General features: G+C 64.3%; 15 protein-coding genes. 5 read left to right on the forward strand and 10 right to left on the reverse strand.

The window, feature by feature from the left end:
- Positions 1-96: 96 nt before the first annotated feature.
- From KCG44_RS01970 to KCG44_RS01985, 4 genes are all read right to left on the reverse strand, one after another.
- Positions 97-777 (reverse strand): PEP-CTERM sorting domain-containing protein, encoded by a 681-nt coding sequence (locus KCG44_RS01970; protein WP_218443886.1) that lies wholly within the window; start codon positions 775-777, stop codon positions 97-99.
- Positions 778-1,015: 238 nt separating this feature from the next.
- Positions 1,016-1,687, reverse strand: a complete 672-nt coding sequence (locus tag KCG44_RS01975; RefSeq protein ID WP_218443887.1) for an HAD family hydrolase — start codon at positions 1,685-1,687, stop codon at positions 1,016-1,018.
- Positions 1,688-1,702: 15 nt separating this feature from the next.
- Positions 1,703-3,010, reverse strand: coding sequence for a cystathionine gamma-synthase family protein (locus KCG44_RS01980; protein WP_218443889.1), 1,308 nt, complete (start codon positions 3,008-3,010; stop codon positions 1,703-1,705).
- A gap of 105 nt (positions 3,011-3,115) precedes the next feature.
- The gene (locus tag KCG44_RS01985) at positions 3,116-5,872 is read right to left on the reverse strand and encodes a ribonuclease E/G (RefSeq protein WP_255536257.1); all 2,757 of its coding nucleotides are present in this window, start codon (positions 5,870-5,872) and stop codon (positions 3,116-3,118) included.
- A gap of 473 nt (positions 5,873-6,345) precedes the next feature.
- On the opposite strand from KCG44_RS01985, the gene KCG44_RS01990 reads away from it, so the two are divergent.
- Together KCG44_RS01990 and KCG44_RS01995 are read left to right on the forward strand one after the other, a co-directional pair.
- On the forward strand, positions 6,346-7,686 hold the full coding sequence (locus tag KCG44_RS01990) for an N-acetylmuramoyl-L-alanine amidase (RefSeq protein WP_218443890.1): 1,341 nt from the start codon (positions 6,346-6,348) through the stop codon (positions 7,684-7,686).
- Positions 7,687-7,756: 70 nt separating this feature from the next.
- The gene (locus tag KCG44_RS01995; protein WP_218443891.1) at positions 7,757-8,050 is read left to right on the forward strand and encodes a hypothetical protein; all 294 of its coding nucleotides are present in this window, start codon (positions 7,757-7,759) and stop codon (positions 8,048-8,050) included.
- A gap of 172 nt (positions 8,051-8,222) precedes the next feature.
- Here the strand turns inward: KCG44_RS01995 and KCG44_RS02000 are convergent, their stop codons facing one another.
- From KCG44_RS02000 to KCG44_RS02010, 3 genes are all read right to left on the reverse strand, one after another.
- Entirely contained in the window at positions 8,223-9,620 is a 1,398-nt protein-coding gene (locus KCG44_RS02000; protein ID WP_255536258.1) for a protein adenylyltransferase SelO family protein, read from the reverse strand.
- A complete protein-coding gene (locus tag KCG44_RS02005) occupies positions 9,617-10,291 on the reverse strand; it encodes a TetR/AcrR family transcriptional regulator (RefSeq protein ID WP_218443893.1) in 675 nt (224 codons plus the stop codon). The genes KCG44_RS02000 and KCG44_RS02005 overlap by 4 nt, the downstream gene beginning before the upstream one ends.
- Positions 10,292-10,403: 112 nt before the next feature.
- Entirely contained in the window at positions 10,404-12,143 is a 1,740-nt protein-coding gene (locus KCG44_RS02010) for an adenine nucleotide alpha hydrolase family protein (protein WP_218443894.1), read from the reverse strand.
- Positions 12,144-12,206: 63 nt separating this feature from the next.
- On the opposite strand from KCG44_RS02010, the gene KCG44_RS02015 reads away from it, so the two are divergent.
- Genes KCG44_RS02015 through KCG44_RS02025 form a run of 3 tightly spaced genes read left to right on the forward strand, consistent with a single transcriptional unit; the run spans position 12,207 to position 15,773 of the window.
- On the forward strand, positions 12,207-13,340 hold the full coding sequence (locus KCG44_RS02015) for a glycosyltransferase family 4 protein (protein WP_218443895.1): 1,134 nt from the start codon (positions 12,207-12,209) through the stop codon (positions 13,338-13,340).
- A 25-nt stretch (positions 13,341-13,365) separates the two neighbouring features.
- The gene (locus KCG44_RS02020) at positions 13,366-14,475 is read left to right on the forward strand and encodes a potassium channel family protein (protein WP_255536259.1); all 1,110 of its coding nucleotides are present in this window, start codon (positions 13,366-13,368) and stop codon (positions 14,473-14,475) included.
- 8 nt (positions 14,476-14,483) lie between these two features.
- Entirely contained in the window at positions 14,484-15,773 is a 1,290-nt protein-coding gene (locus KCG44_RS02025; protein ID WP_218443896.1) for a DUF2254 domain-containing protein, read from the forward strand.
- Here KCG44_RS02025 and KCG44_RS02030 read toward each other — a convergent pair.
- From KCG44_RS02030 to lgt, 3 genes are read right to left on the reverse strand one after another with little or no spacing between them, the layout of a single operon-like run.
- Positions 15,762-16,286 (reverse strand): GNAT family N-acetyltransferase, encoded by a 525-nt coding sequence (locus KCG44_RS02030; protein ID WP_218443897.1) that lies wholly within the window; start codon positions 16,284-16,286, stop codon positions 15,762-15,764. The two genes, KCG44_RS02025 and KCG44_RS02030, sit on opposite strands and share 12 nt — an antisense overlap.
- Positions 16,283-17,290 carry a class I SAM-dependent methyltransferase gene (locus tag KCG44_RS02035; RefSeq protein ID WP_369411911.1) on the reverse strand — a complete coding sequence of 336 codons (1,008 nt, stop codon included), beginning with the start codon at positions 17,288-17,290 and terminating at the stop codon, positions 16,283-16,285. Before KCG44_RS02035 ends, KCG44_RS02030 begins: the two co-directional genes overlap by 4 nt.
- Positions 17,287-18,186, reverse strand: a complete 900-nt coding sequence (gene lgt / locus KCG44_RS02040; RefSeq protein ID WP_218443899.1) for a prolipoprotein diacylglyceryl transferase — start codon at positions 18,184-18,186, stop codon at positions 17,287-17,289. The genes KCG44_RS02035 and lgt overlap by 4 nt, the downstream gene beginning before the upstream one ends.
- Positions 18,187-18,188 lie beyond the last annotated feature (2 nt).

Raw genomic sequence — 18,188 nt, forward strand, 5'->3', positions numbered from 1 at the left:
TTCACCCTCTTTGACAAAGGCCAGCCGGCCGTGCAGCAGACACGTCCTGCACGCTTCTCCTCGCCAAATTCATACCCCTCTCCAACTGACAGGGATTTAACGCCGCCCGCGCCGCCGCGCGGCGAGGCTGAGGATGCCGAGGCCGAGGAGGCCGAGCGCGCCGGGGGCGGGCACGTCACGGGCGACATCGCGAATCAGCCAGCTGTGATAGGCATCGCCAACGCCCTGCGTCCGCGACAGGGTCAGGCCGGTGATGGCGTAATAGCGGTCAAAGACGTCGATCTGGCCATTATACACGGCGGACAGCACGGCGGCGGCCCACTCTCCGCCCGCATTGCCGGGGTCGGCGATATAGCCGCTGACGAAATCGAAGGAACCGCCGCCGTCGGTGCTGAGGCCGATCATCAGTGCCAGTTCTTCTGCCGCCTGTGCGATCACCTGATCAGTGACATAGGTGCGGTCGCCCGTGCTGCTGGTCCGCGCTATGCCCGCATTGGCCCAGAAGCCGGTGACGTCATCCGCGGTCGCAAGGCGCCAGCCATCCAGCGTGCCGCCCGGTGCCAGGTCCAGCAGCAGCTGATCGACATCGTTGGTGCCCGCGAACCGAAAGGTCAGCCAGTCGAGCGACGTGTCGGTATCGCGCACGACACTGTCCATGCCGAACTCGCTATCCGCCATGATGATCGCGGCGTTGGCGGGGATCAGTGCGATCAGGGTCAGGGATGCGCCGACGGCAGCGGCGGTCATCAGGCGAATCTGGGTCTGGGAAATCGTCATGGGGCGTCCTCTCTGGCTGGTGCGTCGCCGCGGCGGCGCGAAGGTCAGGCAGCGGATCGGAACGCAACGGGGCCCGCTCATGGCCGGATATCCTGTTTCAGCGGCCAAGCAGGCTTTGTGCCAATTCGGCAAAAACGCGGCCGCGCGAGGGTTGTTACACTTTCGGAACAAGGGGGAGTGTAAAATATTCCGACAGGTTGAGCGTCCGGAGCGCCGCGGAGGAACATTGTGAACGCGTTCAGCGCCAGTGCAAATGCCGCCAGCCGCGCGCCCTGGCCATGCGCGCCATTTTCCGGTCGCCATTGACCGCAAAGGCTTCGTCGGCCCAGTCCATGATCGGCGCGTCGCTGTGATGGTCGGAAAACATGCGGACATGTATGTCCGCGCGGTCGATACCATCGTCGGCGAGATATTGTTCGACCATGGCAAGCTTTTCCGCGTCATAGCAGTTTCGCCCGCGGATCTTCGCGCGGATATCGCCATTCTGTTCCCGCACGACGCGGGTGCCGACGACTTCGGCTATGCCGACCAGCGCGGCGATTTCGCGGGCGTAAAAGGCATAGCTGGCGGTGGCGAGAATGACCCGCCTGCCCTCCGCCTGCTCCGCCTTCACGCGCGCAATGGCCTCTTCGAAGCAGCCCGCGGGCACGAGGCCCCGCGCGAACGCTCTGGCTTCGCTGGCTGCCGCATCGGCATTCGTCCGCCCGCCCATTAACAGACGGTGGTTGATCTCCTTCAGCCGTGACCGGCTGACCAGGCGCAGAATATAGCCCGCGCCCGCCAGCGCGGACAGCGGCAGCAGCATGTACCGCCATTTGGCGCGCGCCTGCGTCCAGTGCCGCAGCCACGCACTATATGTACCGGTCCGCGTAATGGTCCGGTCCATGTCGAAGATGCTGATCTGCTGCACGGATTTGCGTGGCCGCTAGACCGCCTTCAGCGCCTGTTCGAAGTCGGCGACCAGATCATCCTCATGCTCGACACCGATGCTGACGCGGACAAGATTATCGCCAATGCCGAGTTCCGCGCGGCGCGCCTCGGGGACGCTCAGATGGGTCATTGCCGCGGGATGGCTGGCAAGGCTTTCCGTGCCGCCCAGGCTTACCGCCAGCTTCACCGTCTTGAGGTTGTCGAGCAGGCGGAAGCTCTCCGCCTCCCCGCCCCTGACGATCACGGAGAAGGTCGAGCCTGCGCCCGAACAGTGCCGCCGGTAGATGTCGCCCTGCGTCGAAGCCGGATCGAGAAAGCCGAGCCAGGACACGCGCTCGACCTTTGGATGATCGCGCAGGAACGTGCCGACCGCGCGTGCATTGGCTTGCGCCTTTTCCATGCGCAGCTGCACCGTCTCCAGCGAGCGGAGCAGCATCCATGCCGTATTTGGGTCCGTGATCGTGCCGAGCGTGTTGCGCAGCGCCAGAATCGGCGCAAGCGCCTCGCGGCTGCCCACGGCCGCACCCGCGACGAGATCGGAATGCCCGCCGACATATTTCGTCAGGGAATAGAGCGAGATATCCGCACCATTTTGTGTCGGTGCCTGAAAGCAGGGCCCCAGAAACGTGTTGTCGCACATGATGACGGGGCGGTGTTCGGCGTCCGCGAACATGTCATCACGCAGTTTCGCCACCGCCTCGATATCGACAAGGTCATTGGTCGGATTTGCCGGACTTTCGAGATAGATGACGGCGACGCGGCCGATTTCGCCAGCGCGGTCGATGGTCTTCGCGATCTCCTCCGGGCTCGCGCCTGCGGGAAAATCCACCCATTTGACGCCGAACTTGCCGAGCATGGCGTCGATCATTTTTTCCGTCGCGGCATAAAGCGGCGCGGAATGGACGATGACATCGCCGGGTTCGACATGCGCCATCAGCGATGTGCCGATGGCGGACATGCCACTGGAAAAGCTGAGCGCGGTGTCGGCCTTTTCCCACTGGGCGAGGCGGCCCTCCAGAATTTCCTGATTGGGACCATTGAAGCGGCCATAGACCAGCCCCTCCGACCCGCCCGGACGCTTGCCGGTAATGCCTTCGAAGAAGCGCTTGCCATCGGCGGCGCTTTCAAAGGCGTAGGTGGAGGTCAGGAAGATGGGCGGCTTCAGCGAACCTTCCGACAGGCGCGGCTCATAGCCATAGCCCATCATCAATGTGGAGGGGTGCATGTCACGGTCACCGATTTTCGTGACCTGCGGCGGTGTGGGCTGGCGCGAAGGCCGACCTTCATCGAATTCGTCAGTCATCGCGCCCGTCTAGCACAGAAACGAAGAGGGCGCGACGTTTATGAGGTCTCTCATAAACGCCGCGCCGCCCTTGATGTTCATCGGGGGTCTGGCCCCGCCAGCGCGCTAGCCGAACGTGCGCTGCCACCAGCCCTTACGCTTGGGCCCGCTGTCAGCGGCCTGTTCATCCGCAGGCGCGCCGGCCGTTTCGGCCGCTGCCTTGGGTGCGGGCTTCGCCGTGGATCTGGCGGTTGGCTTGCCCGCCGCCGTCTTGGCCGCCGTCGTCTTGCCCCCTGTCGTCTTGGCCGCCGACCTGGCAGATGACCTGGCCGCGGGTTTTGCCCGGGCGGGTGCAGCAGGTTTCGCCTCCTCCGCATCGTCGGCGGATTTTGCCGCTGCGCGCGGCTTGCGCGTGCGCTTCGGCTTCTCGTCTTTCGGCGCATCCGCAGCCTTTGCGGCATCCACACCGGCCTCGGTCTCCGCGTCTGCGGACGCCTCTGCCTTCACCTCTGCGGAGGCGTCAGCCGTTTTCGCAGCCCGGCGGCGGCGCGGCCTGGGCTTCTCGTCAGCCCGCTCCTCGCCGCTTTCGCTCTCAGCCTGCTCGGACGCATCGACCGTCTTCGCGGCCCGGCGGCGACGCGGCTTTGGCTTTTCTTCGGCGGCATCGTCATTTGCGGCCTGGTGGCTGGAGGATTCGTCGTCCGACGTCGCCACCGGCTTTTCAGCCTGCCTGCGGGCATCGGAGACATCGTCTCCGCGATCGCGATTGTCGCTGCCGTCTTCATTGCCGCTATCATCGCCAGCCTCATTACCGGCACGTCCGCGACGACCCCGGCCGCCACGGCGCCCACGGCGGCGGCGCTTCGGCGCCTCGTCATCGCCGTCTCCGCCTGAAGAGGCGGCAGCGGACGGATCGGCATTGGCTTCGGACTCGCCGGACACCTCATCCTCCGCATCGGCCTTTGCATGATCGTCATCGCCAGCGGGGCGGCGACCACGACCGCGGCGATTGCGTCCGCCCCGGCTGCGACGTCCGCGGCCACGGCCACGGCCACCATCATCTTCGCCGTCACGATGATTTTCATCACGGCTATTTTCCTCGGAGTCATCCTCGCCCTGATCGTCCTCGTCCTCGATATCGTCATCCTCGTCGTCGTTCGAGGAGGAGAGATCGGGTTTCGAGATATCGACGGTCGGCTTTGGCGCACCGCCGCGCGCTTCCAGGTCGATATCGCCCGAATGCATGTCGATTTCCGGACAGACAGTCAGCGAAATGCCATAGCGTGCCTCAAGATTGGCAAGCGACTGCCGCTTCTCGTTGAGCAGATAAATCGCCGTATCGGTCGGCAGATGAAGGGTGAATTCGCTGTTCTTGCCCTTCAGCGCCTCCGCCTCGACAAGACGCATGGCGCCAAGACCGGCGGATTCCGTGGTCCGGGTGATGCCGGCACCGTTGCAGACCGGGCAGGTGTGCGTGGACGCCTCCAATACCCCGGTGCGCAGGCGCTGGCGGCTCATTTCCATCAGGCCGAACTGCGAAATGCGGCCGACCTGAATGCGCGCGCGGTCATCCTTCAGCGCCTCTTTCAGCGCCTTTTCGACCTTACGGACATTGCTGGAATGATCCATGTCGATGAAGTCGATGACGATCAGCCCCGACATATCGCGCAGCTTAAGCTGGCGCGCGATTTCCTGCGCCGCTTCCTTGTTCGTCTTGTACGCGGTTTCCTCGATGGAATGTTCGCGGGTCGACTTGCCGGAGTTGATGTCGATCGAGACCAGCGCCTCGGTCGGATTGATCACAAGATACCCGCCCGATTTCAGCTGCACCGTCGGGTGGTACATTTCCGCCAGCTGCTCCTCGATCCGGTAGCGCTGGAACAGCGGCACCGGGTCTTCATAGGCCTTCACCTTTTTCGCGTGGCTCGGCATCAGCAGCTTCATGAAGCCGCGCGCATCCTTGTAACCCTCGGCGCCGTCCACCAGAACTTCGTCGATCTCACGTGAATAGAGGTCGCGGATCGCGCGCTTGATCAGGTCGGAATCCTCATGGATCAGCGCGGGTGCGGCACTGGCGAGGGTGGTCTGGCGAATGCCGTCCCACAGGCGCGTCAGATAATCGAAGTCGCGCTTCACCTCGGTCTTGGTGCGCTTTGCACCGGCGGTACGGACAATGACGCCCATGCCCGATGGCAGGTTCATCTCATTGACGATGCTTTTCAGCCGCTTGCGGTCCGCGGCACTGGCGATCTTGCGCGAAATGCCGCCGCCATGCGACGTGTTCGGCATCAGGACCGAATAGCGTCCGGCCAGCGACAGATATGTCGTCATCGCCGCGCCCTTATTGCCGCGCTCTTCCTTGACGACCTGGACCAGCAGCACCTGGCGGCGCTTGATGACCTCCTGGATCTTGTATTTTTTACGCAGGCTCTGGCGTTTTTTCCTCAGCGCATCGCTGGCGCGATTGTCGACATGGTCATCGTCGCCGCCGGCCTCGCTGTGCGTTTCGCCGTCATCGTCGTCATGATCCTCATCGTCACCGACAGACCCTTCATGCGGAGAATCCTCGTCGAGGTCGTCGGCATGTTCCTGCGCCGCGGCGCGCTCCTCCGCCAGCAGCGCTTCGCGGTCCGCCTTCGGAATCTGGTAATAATCAGGGTGAATTTCGGAAAAGGCCAGAAAACCGTGACGGTTGCCGCCATAGTCGATGAACGCCGCCTGTAGCGACGGCTCGACCCGTGTTACCTTGGCAAGATAGATATTGCCCTTGATCTGGGCGCGAGCAGCCGACTCAAAGTCGAACTCCTCAATCCGTGTTCCATTCGCGACTGCAACCCGGGTTTCTTCCGGGTGGCGCGCGTCGATCAGCATGCGCGTTGCCATTATTATGTCTCCGTGGTCCGACGCATAGCGCTCTTGCTGCTCTCACCATGGAAAGCGCGGGTCGGATATATGATGGGGCGCGCGCCGGTATTTCGGCGCGGCCAGTGGATGAAAAAGCGGATGCCAGAAACATGGGTGAAGCGCACGTTGCGAGGCCGGTGAACCGGAAACCCGCTATGTGGTGCTGCATCATCATGCCGTCTGGCCAAAACCTTCAAATTTGCCCCCGGCCGGAAATCGGCGGGGTGCCACGGCGGGCCGAATTGAGGCCGGAAACCGTTGTACAGAAAGAGCGATATCGCCCGTCTATCTGGCGATGGCTAGCACCAAAGCGCGCGCTGAACAACACGTCTTGACCGGCAGGCGCCGCGCGGTGGTTGCGATTCTGCCGTGCGGCGCGTAGGATTCCAGGAACTTCCTTGAATAAACTGCTAACAAGTCACTGGAAAAGAAGGCCGTTCCCGGAGCGAAACATGTCAGAAAAACCGTGGACAACTCTGTGGATAGCTTTTGTCGGCCTGATGATGCTGGCGATACCGGCGGGAGGGCGCGCCGAAACGCTGACGGGCGCGAATGTCACCGCCGATGCGAATGCCGTGACACTGACCCTGACCTTCGATGGCGCCTTTGACGCGCCGAGCAGTTTTGCGCTGACATCGCCTGACCGGCTGGTGATCGATGTGCCGGGTGCCGAGGCGGGACAGGCGACCTATCCAGGCGCGGGCGCCGTCCAGCAGGTGAGGACGGCGCAATTCGACGCGGCGACGGCCCGCATCGTGCTCGACCTGGCCGAACCTGCGCAAATCACCGGAAGCGCGGCGAACGGACGAACGCTGACAGTGACACTTGCCGCGGGCCCCGCGGTTGATTTCGCGCGCCTTGCGGCGCGGGGCCGGACGAAACTGGACGGTCCGAAGGCCGCGCCCCTGGCGGCCAAATCCGCGCCAGCGCCGGAAACCGCTGTGATTGCGGCAGCACCGCCGCCGCCGCCAGCGCCAGCGCCAAAACCGAAACCGGCGCCGGCGCCGGACCGGAACGCGCAGACCGCAGCCGCCGCGCCCGCCGCGGCGACGGTACCGCGCGGCGAGCGGCGGGCACCGCAGCGGCGGGTGCAGACAGGCCTGCCGGTCGTCGTGATCGACCCGGGGCATGGTGGCCGCGATCCGGGCTCCCCCAGCGTCAATGGCAAGCAGGAAAAGGATGCGGTGCTGGCCATCGCCAAGGCCATCAAGCGCGAGCTGGACGCGTCGGGGCGCGTGCGAACCATTCTGACGCGTAATGACGACCGTTACATCCCGCACCGGCAGCGCACGAATGTCGCGCGCCGCAACAATGCGCAGCTGTTCATCAGCGTGCACGCCGACAGCTTCCCGCAGAAACCCGAAGTGTCGGGGGCCACCATCTACACGCTGTCCGAGACCGCATCGGATCAGGAGGCTGCGCGCCTGGCCCAGCGCGAAAACCGTGCGGGCCTGATTTCAGGTGTCGATCTGGAAACCGAAAATGACGATGTAACGTCGATCCTGATCGATCTGGCGCAGCGGGAAACCATGAATAACAGCGCGGAATTCGCGGCCATCCTGCAGCGTGAGATGGTGGCGACGGGTGTCCCCTTTCGCAGTCATTTTCACCGGTTCGCGGGGTTTCTGGTATTGAAAGCGCCGGATGTTCCGGCCGTCCTGCTGGAAACCGGCTATATGTCTAACGAGAAGGACAGCAAGTACCTGTTTTCCGAAAAAGGCCAGCGTGAAATCGCGCAAGGGGTGCGCCGCGCGGTGGAGGCACATTTCCTGAAGAAGCTCGCCCAGCGCTGATCTCAACCCGCCGGCCGTGTCGCGGTCCCTTCATGCTGCGGTCATCGGCCCAACCTCAAAGGCACTGCCCATGCGTATCCTGCTTGCCCTCATCCTGCCCGCCGCCCTGTCCGGCTGCCTCGCAAAGGCCGTGGTCGACACCGCGGTCGATGTCGCCACCCTGCCTGTGAAGGCGGGGTCGAAGGCGGTCGACCTGGCGACGACCAGCGCTTCTGAAAAGGATGAGAAGTTCATCCGCAGGATGCGCAAGGACTGCGAGCGGTGGGAAAAGGACCGCGAGAAGGCCGAGCGAAAAGCGCGCGCGTCCGGCGACTGGTCCGACATCCCCGAACCGCCCAACCAGAATTGCGGCTATACGCGCTGAGGGCGTGGCGTCGGCCGCCGCCCGAAGGTGCACCGATACAGTTCACCTAATTCCGATCATCCTGAGCCTGTCGAAGGACGTACCATGGTTTTGCGGCGAGTTGGGTGCGTCCTTCGACTACGCTCAGGATGATCGGTTTTTGATATGGCCTCAGTTTAGGTCCTGCCGGGCGTCATCGCTGGTCGTCCGGCACCCGCAACCCTTCGTGCGCTTCGCCCATGCGGCGGATCACGTCGATCTTGCTTTCCAGCGGTGCCCAGTCGTCATCCTCGGCAATGGGCGCCCATAGCGCCTCCATCTCCTCGATCAGCATTGAGCAGGGCGCGTCGTTCGACCAATATTCATGGTCCGTCGCGCCGGGTACAGCGCTGTAGTCCGTCGCAAGCGCCGCAAACGCGTGAAATGCCGGTGTCTCATAGGCCGCGTGATCGCGCCGCCGCGTGCCGCCGCGCCAGTCGAAAAAGGCCCGGTCGGGTTCGATCTCGCTCGCGGCAAGCGCCGCCTCCCAGGCGCGCGCAAGCCGGGTGTCATTCTCCTGATCCTGCGCCTGAATGCCAAGGCGCGTCAGCAGCGCCGCCGCAAGCGCCGCCTCGTACCGGTCCGGGAAGGATTTGAGCGCGGGGATCAGGCTGTCGGCCTCCGCGACGGTACGCAGGGCGAGGGCAAGCTGGTGCACGTTCCATTGCAGCGCCTCCGCCTGCCGGCCGAAACTGTAAAGGCCGAACTGATCGAAATAGGCCGCCGTGAAGCCGTCATCCCAGCGCGGGGCGAACCGCCAGGGACCGTAATCGAAACTTTCGCCGGTGATGTTGATATTGTCGGTGTTGAGGACGCCGTGCACGAACCCCGCCGCGCGGTAGGACGCGGCCAGCCGCGCCGCGCCGGAAACGGCATAATCCATCAACGCCGCATACCGGTCGGGGACATCGGACATACCGGCCAAATGCGCCAGGCAATAATCCGTCAGACGCTCCATCGTCACGGCATCCTTCCGATAGGCGAGCCGCTGGAAGCTGCCATAGCGGATATGGCTGTGACTAAGGCGGACCATCGCGGCGCTGCGCGTCGGGCTGGGTTCGTCGCCGCGGGTGAGCGCTTCGCCGGTTTCGATGATGCTGAACGTACGGCTGGTCTCAACGCCAAGCGCTTCCAGCATTTCCGTCGCCAGAATTTCCCGGACACCGCCCTTCAGGGTCAGCCTGCCATCACCGGTGCGGCTAAACGGCGTACGGCCGGTGCCTTTGGTGCCAAGGTCCATCAGCCTGCCATCGCCGTCCCTCAGCTGCGCGAACAGAAACCCGCGGCCATCGCCGATATCGGGGTTGTAGCTGCGGAACTGGTGGCCGTGATACGCCAGCGCCAGCGGCACCCGGAGATTGTCCGGCAGCGCCTCGAAGCGCCCGAAATGCCGCGCCCACTCAACGTCGTTCAGATGATCGAGGCCGACCTCCGCAGCGGCGCGGTCATTCCGAAATCTGATGACCGTTTCCGGAAAGGCCGCAGGCGTGACGGCGGCGAACATGTCCTCGCCCAGCGACAGGATCGCCGGGTCGGCCCGGTAGGCGGTCAAGCGCCCTTCTGGGAGCAGCTGTCGATGCAGTGATCCATGCCGCAGGCCGCGGAAATGAAGCGCACGGTCTCGTCTTCGACTTCCTTGCGCACCTCGTCGCTGATCTCCGGCCCGAAGGCAAGGTCCAGCGCATCTCCGACGACGCCGCACGTCAGCGCCGCGGCAATCGGCACATTCAGATGCTTGAGGTCGTGCTGGGCCTTCATGGCTTCATACTGCTGCTCCACCCAGTCGACGATGACCTGACGGGATGCCCGGTAGAAGGGCTCCGCATCGGGATTGTTGCTCATCCCCGCCTTCGTGCCATCGGCGCTGTTCGCGTGCACCAGCTCTTCCCAGGTCGAATGCGTCTCGCAATAGGTGAAGCAGCGGCGAATGGACATTGCCGGGGTGATGTCCCCCAGCGCGTCATCGCGCTGCATGGCGAGGCACATGCGTTCGCCATAGGCGCGGCCAAGCTCCTCAAGAAGGGCGCGCTTCGACCCGAAATGATAAAAGATGGAGCCCTCGGAAACGTCCGCCGCGCGCGCGATGTCAGCCGTGCCCGTCTTTGCAAACCCCTGTTTTGAAAACAGTTCATTTGCAGCCTCAAGCACGCGCTGGCGCGTCTCGGCGGGATCATAACGGCGGGCGCGGGCTTCGCCCGCACCTGTGTCGGCACGCGTGGCCATTTCGACTCAAACTCCCCAGAACGAACTTTCTTGATATGGCGAGATATGAGTGAAAGTCAAATCGGCTCATTTCGTTCCCGATCCGGCAGCGGCGCGGCCGAAACGCGAAAAATCAGGCGAGCCGGTCCTCCAGATGCTGCGCCAGATATTCGAGCGCGGCCACCCGGCGGTAGAGGCCCGTATCGGCGATGTTCTCGACGCGGAAAAACCGGCTCATATGCGGGAAATGCAGGTCGAGGACACGGCCGAGAAAGGCGGGCGTCAGGAGCCCGCCATGCTCGTCCTCGATCGCGCCGAGGCGGCGGCGCAGCGCATAGGACCGCTTGCGCATCCAGGGCGGCCGGACCCGCGTGCCCAACTCGGACATGCGGTGCTCCACCGTCGGCTTCTGGTTGAAGGCATAGCCATAGGATGAGGGGTAGGCCGCCAGTGCCGGGTCGATATGGGCGAGCAGCTCGGCTTCGAACACGCCCGCATTCTTCAGGCCGATGGGAAGGGTCAGCGCGTCGGACACGACCCGGTGGTCGAAAAACGGCATCAGATAGCCACCCTGACGGCCGACAAGGCTGATCTCGCGGCCAAAAAAGGCGCGGCAGCGCATGCGCGGATAGAGCTGTTCGATGACCGGGCGCGGCAGGCGCGTCCCGGCATATTCCTCGCCAACGGCGCGAATGGCCTTCGCCTCCAGATTGCCGAGGAACTTTTCCGGCTTGAACTCCGGGACGACGTCGGCGGACGTATAGCGGGCGAAGAAGGCGCCGACCACATCGCGCGCCGTCATGCGGCGGTCGGGCAGGTAGAAGAAGTTGCGGAACACCTCGCCGCAGCCACCCGAAACCGCCAGCTGACCGCCCCGCTGGCGCGCATGGCGCGCGGCGGCATTGCCGCCATTGTCGAACAGGCCGCCATCGGTGACGAGGGCATCCGTCTCCTGGAAATTCCGCGCCACCATCTCTTCGAACTCATCGGGCGTCACGGCATGGTGCTTCGCCTTCTCGAAGACCTCGAGCTCAAACCCCTCACCCTTCGCGATGTTGCGCGCGATCTCGACATCGCCGTCGCCCGGCGCGCCGTAGACATAGACGTGCGGCCTGACGCCGGCATCGCGCAGCAGCGCCAGCGCCAGACGGGAATCGAGGCCGCCGGACAGCGGACACTGGACCTTGTCGCCATAATGGTCGGCATAGGGCGCGACGAGACTGCGCAAATGCCCGGCCGTCACCGCAATGCGCTCTTCCACCGGTGTGCGGGTGGCGGCGGCGGGCAGCGGCTTTTCGACCGCCGCACGCGTGACGACATCGCCAAGCTCGACCTGATGCCGGGGCCCGGTGCGGCCGATTTCCCGCAAAATACTGTCATTGCCGGTTGGAAAGACGTTGAACGCGAACTCGTAAACGCTTTGCGCGTCGAACCTGACCTTGTCGAGCGACTGCGCCGTCGCGAGGAAACTGGTGGAAAAGACCCGGTCGTCGGCATCATGAAACAGCTGGAAGGCCGCGAAATAATCGGTGATCAGAAACGCGCGGCCCGCTTTCTTCACCAGTAGCACGAACTGACCGCGGATGCGGGTCCAGTCGGTGAACGGAAAGCTGAAGTCCGCCAGCAGGGCCGATAGCGCCTTCGTCCCCAGCTTGCCGTCATAGCTCATCGTGCCGGCGACGGCGATCAGATCGTCGCCGCTGATGAACAGCGATTCGGGGCCGCCATGGAAAGGCGGTGTGTGGAACCCGGCAAAGCCCGGCACGCAGATATCCGTGAAATTCCGGAAGCCGTGGCGTTCGAACTGCGCGCGCGCGCCCGCGACGGCGTCAGCCGCGCGAACATCGTCTTTGATAAGGTACAGACCGCCCATTCGGCGCGCCTTAGATCAGTATGGGTTTATAGGCTACTACCGTCGGTCTATAGGCGCTTAAATATGCCCGCGCGCCGAATCCTGCACCTGCACTCGACCTTTGACCTTGGCGGCAAGGAGGCGCGCGCCGTCCGCCTGATGAACGCATTCGGTTCGGATTTCGCGCATGACATCGTAACGGCGGTACCCGGCGCGGCGGCCGCCATGGATGCGGTGGAACCCGGTATCGATGCCCGCCTGCTGACGGACTTTCCCGCTCTTGCCGGAAAGCCCGCGCCTGCGCGCCTGAAGCGGCTGGCGCGGGCCATTGACGGCGGCGGCTATGACCTCGCGCTCAGCTATAATTTCGGCGCCATGGACGCCGTGCTGGCGCGCCGCCTGTTCGGACGCACGCCGCTCATCCACCATGAAGACGGTTTCAACGAGGATGAGCGCGACAGGCAGAAGCCCGCCCGCGTGCTGTATCGCCGCCTTGCCTTGCCGGCGGTGGAAAAGCTCGTCGTGCCGTCGCAGGTGCTGGAGGGACTCGCGCTTGGCCAGTGGCGGCAGCCGCGTGCGCGCGTGCAGCGGATTTCGAACGGCATCGACACGTCGCGTTTCGCCGCGCCGCCAGCCGCCAGTGCCATTCCCGGCCACACGCCCAGGGCCGGAGAGGTCGTGGTCGGCACGCTGGCCGGTCTTCGCAAGATCAAGAACCTGCCGCGACTGGTTGACGCCTTCGCCGTCGCCGCGCGGCTGGTCGACGTGCCCGCGCGGCTGATCATCGTGGGCGAGGGGCCGGAAAAAGCGGCGATCATGACGCGCGCCGAGACCGCGGGCGTCGCCGACCGCCTGATCATGCCCGGCTTTCTGGCCGATCCCTCGCGCTATGTCGGCCTGTTCGATATCTTCGCGCTGTCCAGCGACAGTGAACAATTTCCGATCAGCCTTGTCGAGGCGATGGCGGCGGGTCTGCCCGCCGCCTCCACGCGCGTCGGGGATATCGAGGCGATTGTCGCGAAGGAAAACCGCCCGCTGCTCGCGCGCACGGCGGATGCCGAGGCGCTGGGCCGCAATCTCGCCCGCCTGATCGGCGACGCGGCGCTCAGGCGGGCGGTCGGCGCGGCCAATCTGGCGAAGGTCAAGGCGGAATATGATGAAGGCGTGATGATCTCCGCCTATCGCCAGCTTTACGAAGCCGCCATGGCAAGGCAGTGAGGCTTGTGGAGGTATCACCCGCATAATGTCCGAAAGAATGCCGCCGCAGATGCCGGGCATGTTTTCCATGAAGGTGGAACGTGACCGCACGCTGCGCCTCAGAAAACCCGACCGGCTAAGTCCCTGGGGCAATCTGGTATTTCGCGGCGGGCTCGTCGCGATGCTGCTGGGTGTCGCCCTTGCCGGGCACTGGTTCGGACGCGACGCGCTGGTCGATACCGTCGATGGCGACATCAGTTTCATCGATGTGATCTACTTCACCATGGTGACGATCACCACGGTCGGCTATGGCGACATTGCGCCGATCACCGAAGAAGCGCGGCTGTTCGAGGCGATTGTCGTCACGCCGATCCGCCTGTTCATCTGGCTGCTGTTCATTGGCACAGCCTATAATTTCGTCGTCCGTCGCAGCTGGGAGCAATGGCGCATGAGAAGCGTACAAAAAGAGCTGAAGGACCATTTCATCATCGCGGGTTTTGGCACGACCGGCGGCGCCGCGGTGCACGAGCTGATGGAAAATGGCATCGAACCGGGCAAGATCCTGGTGATCGACCCCAGCGAGGAGGTCCTCGAACGGGCGCTGAGCGTCGGCTGTATCACGCTGATGGGCGATGCCACCCGCAACGCCACGCTGCAGATGGCGAATATCGAACATGCGCGCAGCTTTGTCGCCGCGGGCGGGCGCGATGACACTTCCGCACTGATCGTCATGTCCGCGCGCCAGATGAACGAGACTGTCAAGATCAGCGCGATCATCAAGTCGGAAGAAAACGAGTTCCTGGTCAAGAAGGCGGGCGCTGACACGGTGATCAACCCGGTTGCCCTGGGCGGTCACCTGCTGGCGCGGGCAGCGACGGGAAGCCATGTGGTCGACTATATCACCGACCTGGTCGTCGCATCGGGCCGGGTGCAGCTGATCGAACGCCGCGTCGAGATCGGCGAAGTCGGCGGACCGCTGACGTCGTGCAAGGGCGGCCTTGCCGTGCGCATCGTGCGCGGCGGCAAATATTATGGCTTCTGGGAACCCGAAGCGCAGTCGGTCGAGGAGCATGACATCGTGGTCGAGATCGTGCCGACCGGCAATGCCGGCGCGAACATGTCCGTCGGCGACGCCGTTCCCCCGGCAACGGGCTAGCCAGGAATATGGGCGGATCGACGGGCGACTATCTGGTCGGGAAATGGCGCTGGCTCTTCCGTCAGTTCGGCCAGCGCATGTGGGTCCGCGCGACCATGTTCAGCGTGGCGGCCGTGGCGACCGCCCTCATTGCCGTCATCATCGGCCCCTATCTTCCGACGACGTGGGAACTGAAGCTCGCCGCCGGATCGGTCGGCAACATTCTGAACATCCTCGCATCGTCCATGCTCGCGGTCACCACCTTTTCCCTGTCCATCATGGTATCGGCCTATGGCAGCGCCACCAGCAACGTCACGCCGCGCGCCACCAAGTTGCTGATTACCGACAGCGTCGCCACCAACACGCTGGCGACGTTCATCGGTACCTTCCTGTTCTCCATCGTCGGCATTGTCGGTCTGGCGGCGAATATCTACGGCAATAATGGCCGTATCATCCTGTTCTTCGCGACGCTGGTGGTGATCTTCATCGTGGTCGCCGCCCTGCTCCGCTGGATTCAGGAACTGAACTATTTCGGACGTGTCGGCGATACCACGGCGCGGGTGGAGAAGCGGGCGGTCGCGGCTGCACGGAACTGGGCGCAGCGCCCGCGCCTGGGCGCCAATGCCGCCGTGCCGATCCCCGAAGGGGCGGCGCCCATCTACGCGCATTCGGCGGGATATATTCAGCATGTCGACATGGGCACCCTGCGGGAAGCCTGCGACGACTGCGACGCCGACATCCACCTTGTCAGGTTACCCGGCCGGTTCGTGACCCCGGACGTTCCCGTCGCCTACGCCGTTCCCGAACTGGACAGCGGCCCGCGCGACAAGGTCATGGCTGCATTCACGATCGGGAATGAACGCAATTACGACCAGGACCCGCGATACGGATTTGTCGTTCTGTCGGAAGTCGCCAGCCGTGCGCTCAGCCCGGCGGTGAACGACCCCGGCACGGCGATCGACGTGCTGGCCAGCGGCACGCGCGTGTTTCTGGCCTATTCCGACGGCTCGCAGGAAGAGCAGACCGAGCTTTTCGAGCGGATTTACGCACCGGACGTGCAGATCGAGGATCTGATGCACGACTTCTATAATGCCATCGCAAGGGACGGCGCCGGTGTCGTCGAGGTCCAGATCCGCTTGCAGCGCCAGCTTGAACTGATCGCAAGGGCGGATCACGCCCTGTTCGGGGAACAGGCGAAAGTGCAGGCGCAGGCCGCGTTCGAACACACGTCCGCGGCGCAGCTTACGACCCCGGAAATGGCAATGCTTCGCAAGGCGGCGGACTGGCAGCCGCCAAATCGCGACCGATCAGTCGCTTAGCGCCAGACGCCACAGGCGTTCATCATCCGCCGTGCGGCCGACCATGAAGTGGAACCGGCCCACCTCTTCGAAACCGTAGCGGCGATAAAAGGCCTGCGCGCGCGGATTGTCACTGTAGACGCTGAGATAGCAATCGTCGCGGCCCGAACGCCGCGCGCGGTCAAGCGCCCAGTCCATCAGCGCTGCCGCGACGCCGGTGCCGTGAAATGCCGGTGACACATAAAGCTGGCGCAGCTCGATCCTGCTGCGGCCGTCGTCGGGGACGGGCAATGAGGGCGGCCCGAGTTTCACATAGCCAATCAGGCGGCCATCCGCCTCGGCCACGCGGAACTGATATTCCGGATCGGAAAATTCGGCCGACATGCCCGCCGGCCCGAACGCTTCCCGCAGAAACGCGTTCAGATCCTCGGCGGGATAGAGGTGCCCGAACGTGCCGGAAAATATGTCGCTGGCAAGCTGGCAAAGCTCTTCGAGGTCCGCGCCGGTCGGTGTCCGGTAGGTGATCCTGGTCATACGGCAAATCCGGCAGGCGGCGGCCATTCGGGGTGAACGAGCGCCATCACCTTGAAAAGCGCGCCCATCTGATCGGGCGCGGTCAGCCGGTGAACGGCACTGGCGATGATCTTCCGGCCCGCATCATCCGCCCGGCGCATCAGCGCCTCGGCGCGAACACCGATGCCAAGGGCCGACAGGAATGCGGCCTGTGTCACGGGACCATAGGCCCGGACATCGGTCCCCGCCGCGTTCACCAGTGCCTGAAAATCGACATGGGCGGTCAGGTCCGCCGTGCCGGGGCTGGCAAATGGGTCGATTTTCCGGTGCGCCTTCACGGCCTGGAGCGTATCGCCCGCTTCCCCGCCGGAATAGCCATAGTCGATCACCAGCATCGCGCCGCCCTGCCGAAGGATGCGCGCGCCGGCCATCGCCGCGATCGCTTCTCCTGCCGGACACGCCTCTCGCACATGTTCAGGCGCCGGTTCGCGTGCCAGCCGCCCGTCCTTCGCCGCCACGGTCAGTTCGCGCCAGCCCCCGGCGCCGCGCCCATATTGCCGGACCGGCAGCGCGTCGAAAAACTCGTTCGCGATCACGATCAGCGGCATGTCGTCCGGGATATCGGCCAGTGACCGGGCGTGATCCGCGCCGGGAACGATCCCGGCCTGTGCCGCCCTCAGAACCGGGCTCGTCTCGACAAAGGTGACCAGCGCGGCGTCCTGAAATCCGGGCACATGCCGACTGGCGCGCAGGGCGTCGGCCATCAGCGTGCCGCGCCCCGGGCCAAGCTCGATCAGCCGGAAACGCGCGGGCGCGCCGACCCGCTGCCACAGATCGGCAATCCAGGCACCGACCAGCTCGCCGAAAATCTGGCTGATTTCCGGCGCGGTCGTGAAATCGCCCGCCGCGCCCAGCGGATCGCGCGCGGCGTAATAGGCCGTGTTCGACCGCTCCATATAATCATGGACCGTCAGCGGGCCGTTCGCGGCAATCTGCGCGACAAGAACGTCGTTAAGATCACTCACTGCTGCGCATGCGCGCCCGAAATCGGCTCGATACGCTGGCGGCGGCCATTGGCGGTGAAGATCAGGTAGGCGCCGAGCAGGATCATCGGCACGCAGAGCCACTGCCCCATGGTCATGCCGAAGGTGAGGAAACCGAGATTGTCGTCAGGCATGCGGAAGAATTCCACAAAGAACCGGAACACGCCATATCCGCCGACAAATGTCCCCGCGAGCAGGCCCGGCTTGTACCGCGCATCGGTTTTCCAGAACAGCAGCCACAGGATGACGAACAGGGCGATCCCCTCCAGACCGGCCTCGTACAGCTGGCTTGGATGGCGCGGCTCCGCACCGCCGCCGGGGAAGACCATGGCCCAGGGCACATCCGCCGGGCGGCCATAAAGCTCTCCATTCACGAAATTCGCCAGCCGCCCGAAGAACAGGCCGAACGGCACGGTGCAGGCCACATAATCCCACAGGCGCAGCCAGTTCAGCTTTTCCTTCCGGGCGTAAAGGAACATGGCAATCGCGACGCCCACCGCCCCGCCGTGAAAGGACATGCCGCCCTCCCATAATTTCAGCATGTTGAGCAAACTGCCGTCGGGACCGAAATACCGCTCCGGACTGTAGAACAGGATCGAGCCGACGCGCCCGCCGAGAATCACGCCCAGTGTCAGCCAGGTCACAAGATCGTCCGCGTGCCGCCGGGCGATGGGCGCGCCGGGGCGCTGGATCAGGCGCAGCATATACCACCAGGCAAGCAGGATCCCGGCGATGTAACTCAGGCTGTACCAGCGGATCGGCAGGTCGAAATCGACAAAGGGCAGCGGGATCGTGAACCAGACGGGGTCGATGTTCGGATAGTCGATCACCGCCTGAAAGACGGTGCCGATCGCGGCATGAAACGCGGCATCGAACATAG

It is taken from the genome of Pacificimonas pallii (genome assembly GCF_019204005.1).
In the GTDB taxonomy this organism is placed as follows: Bacteria; Pseudomonadota; Alphaproteobacteria; order Sphingomonadales; family Sphingomonadaceae; genus Pacificimonas; species Pacificimonas pallii.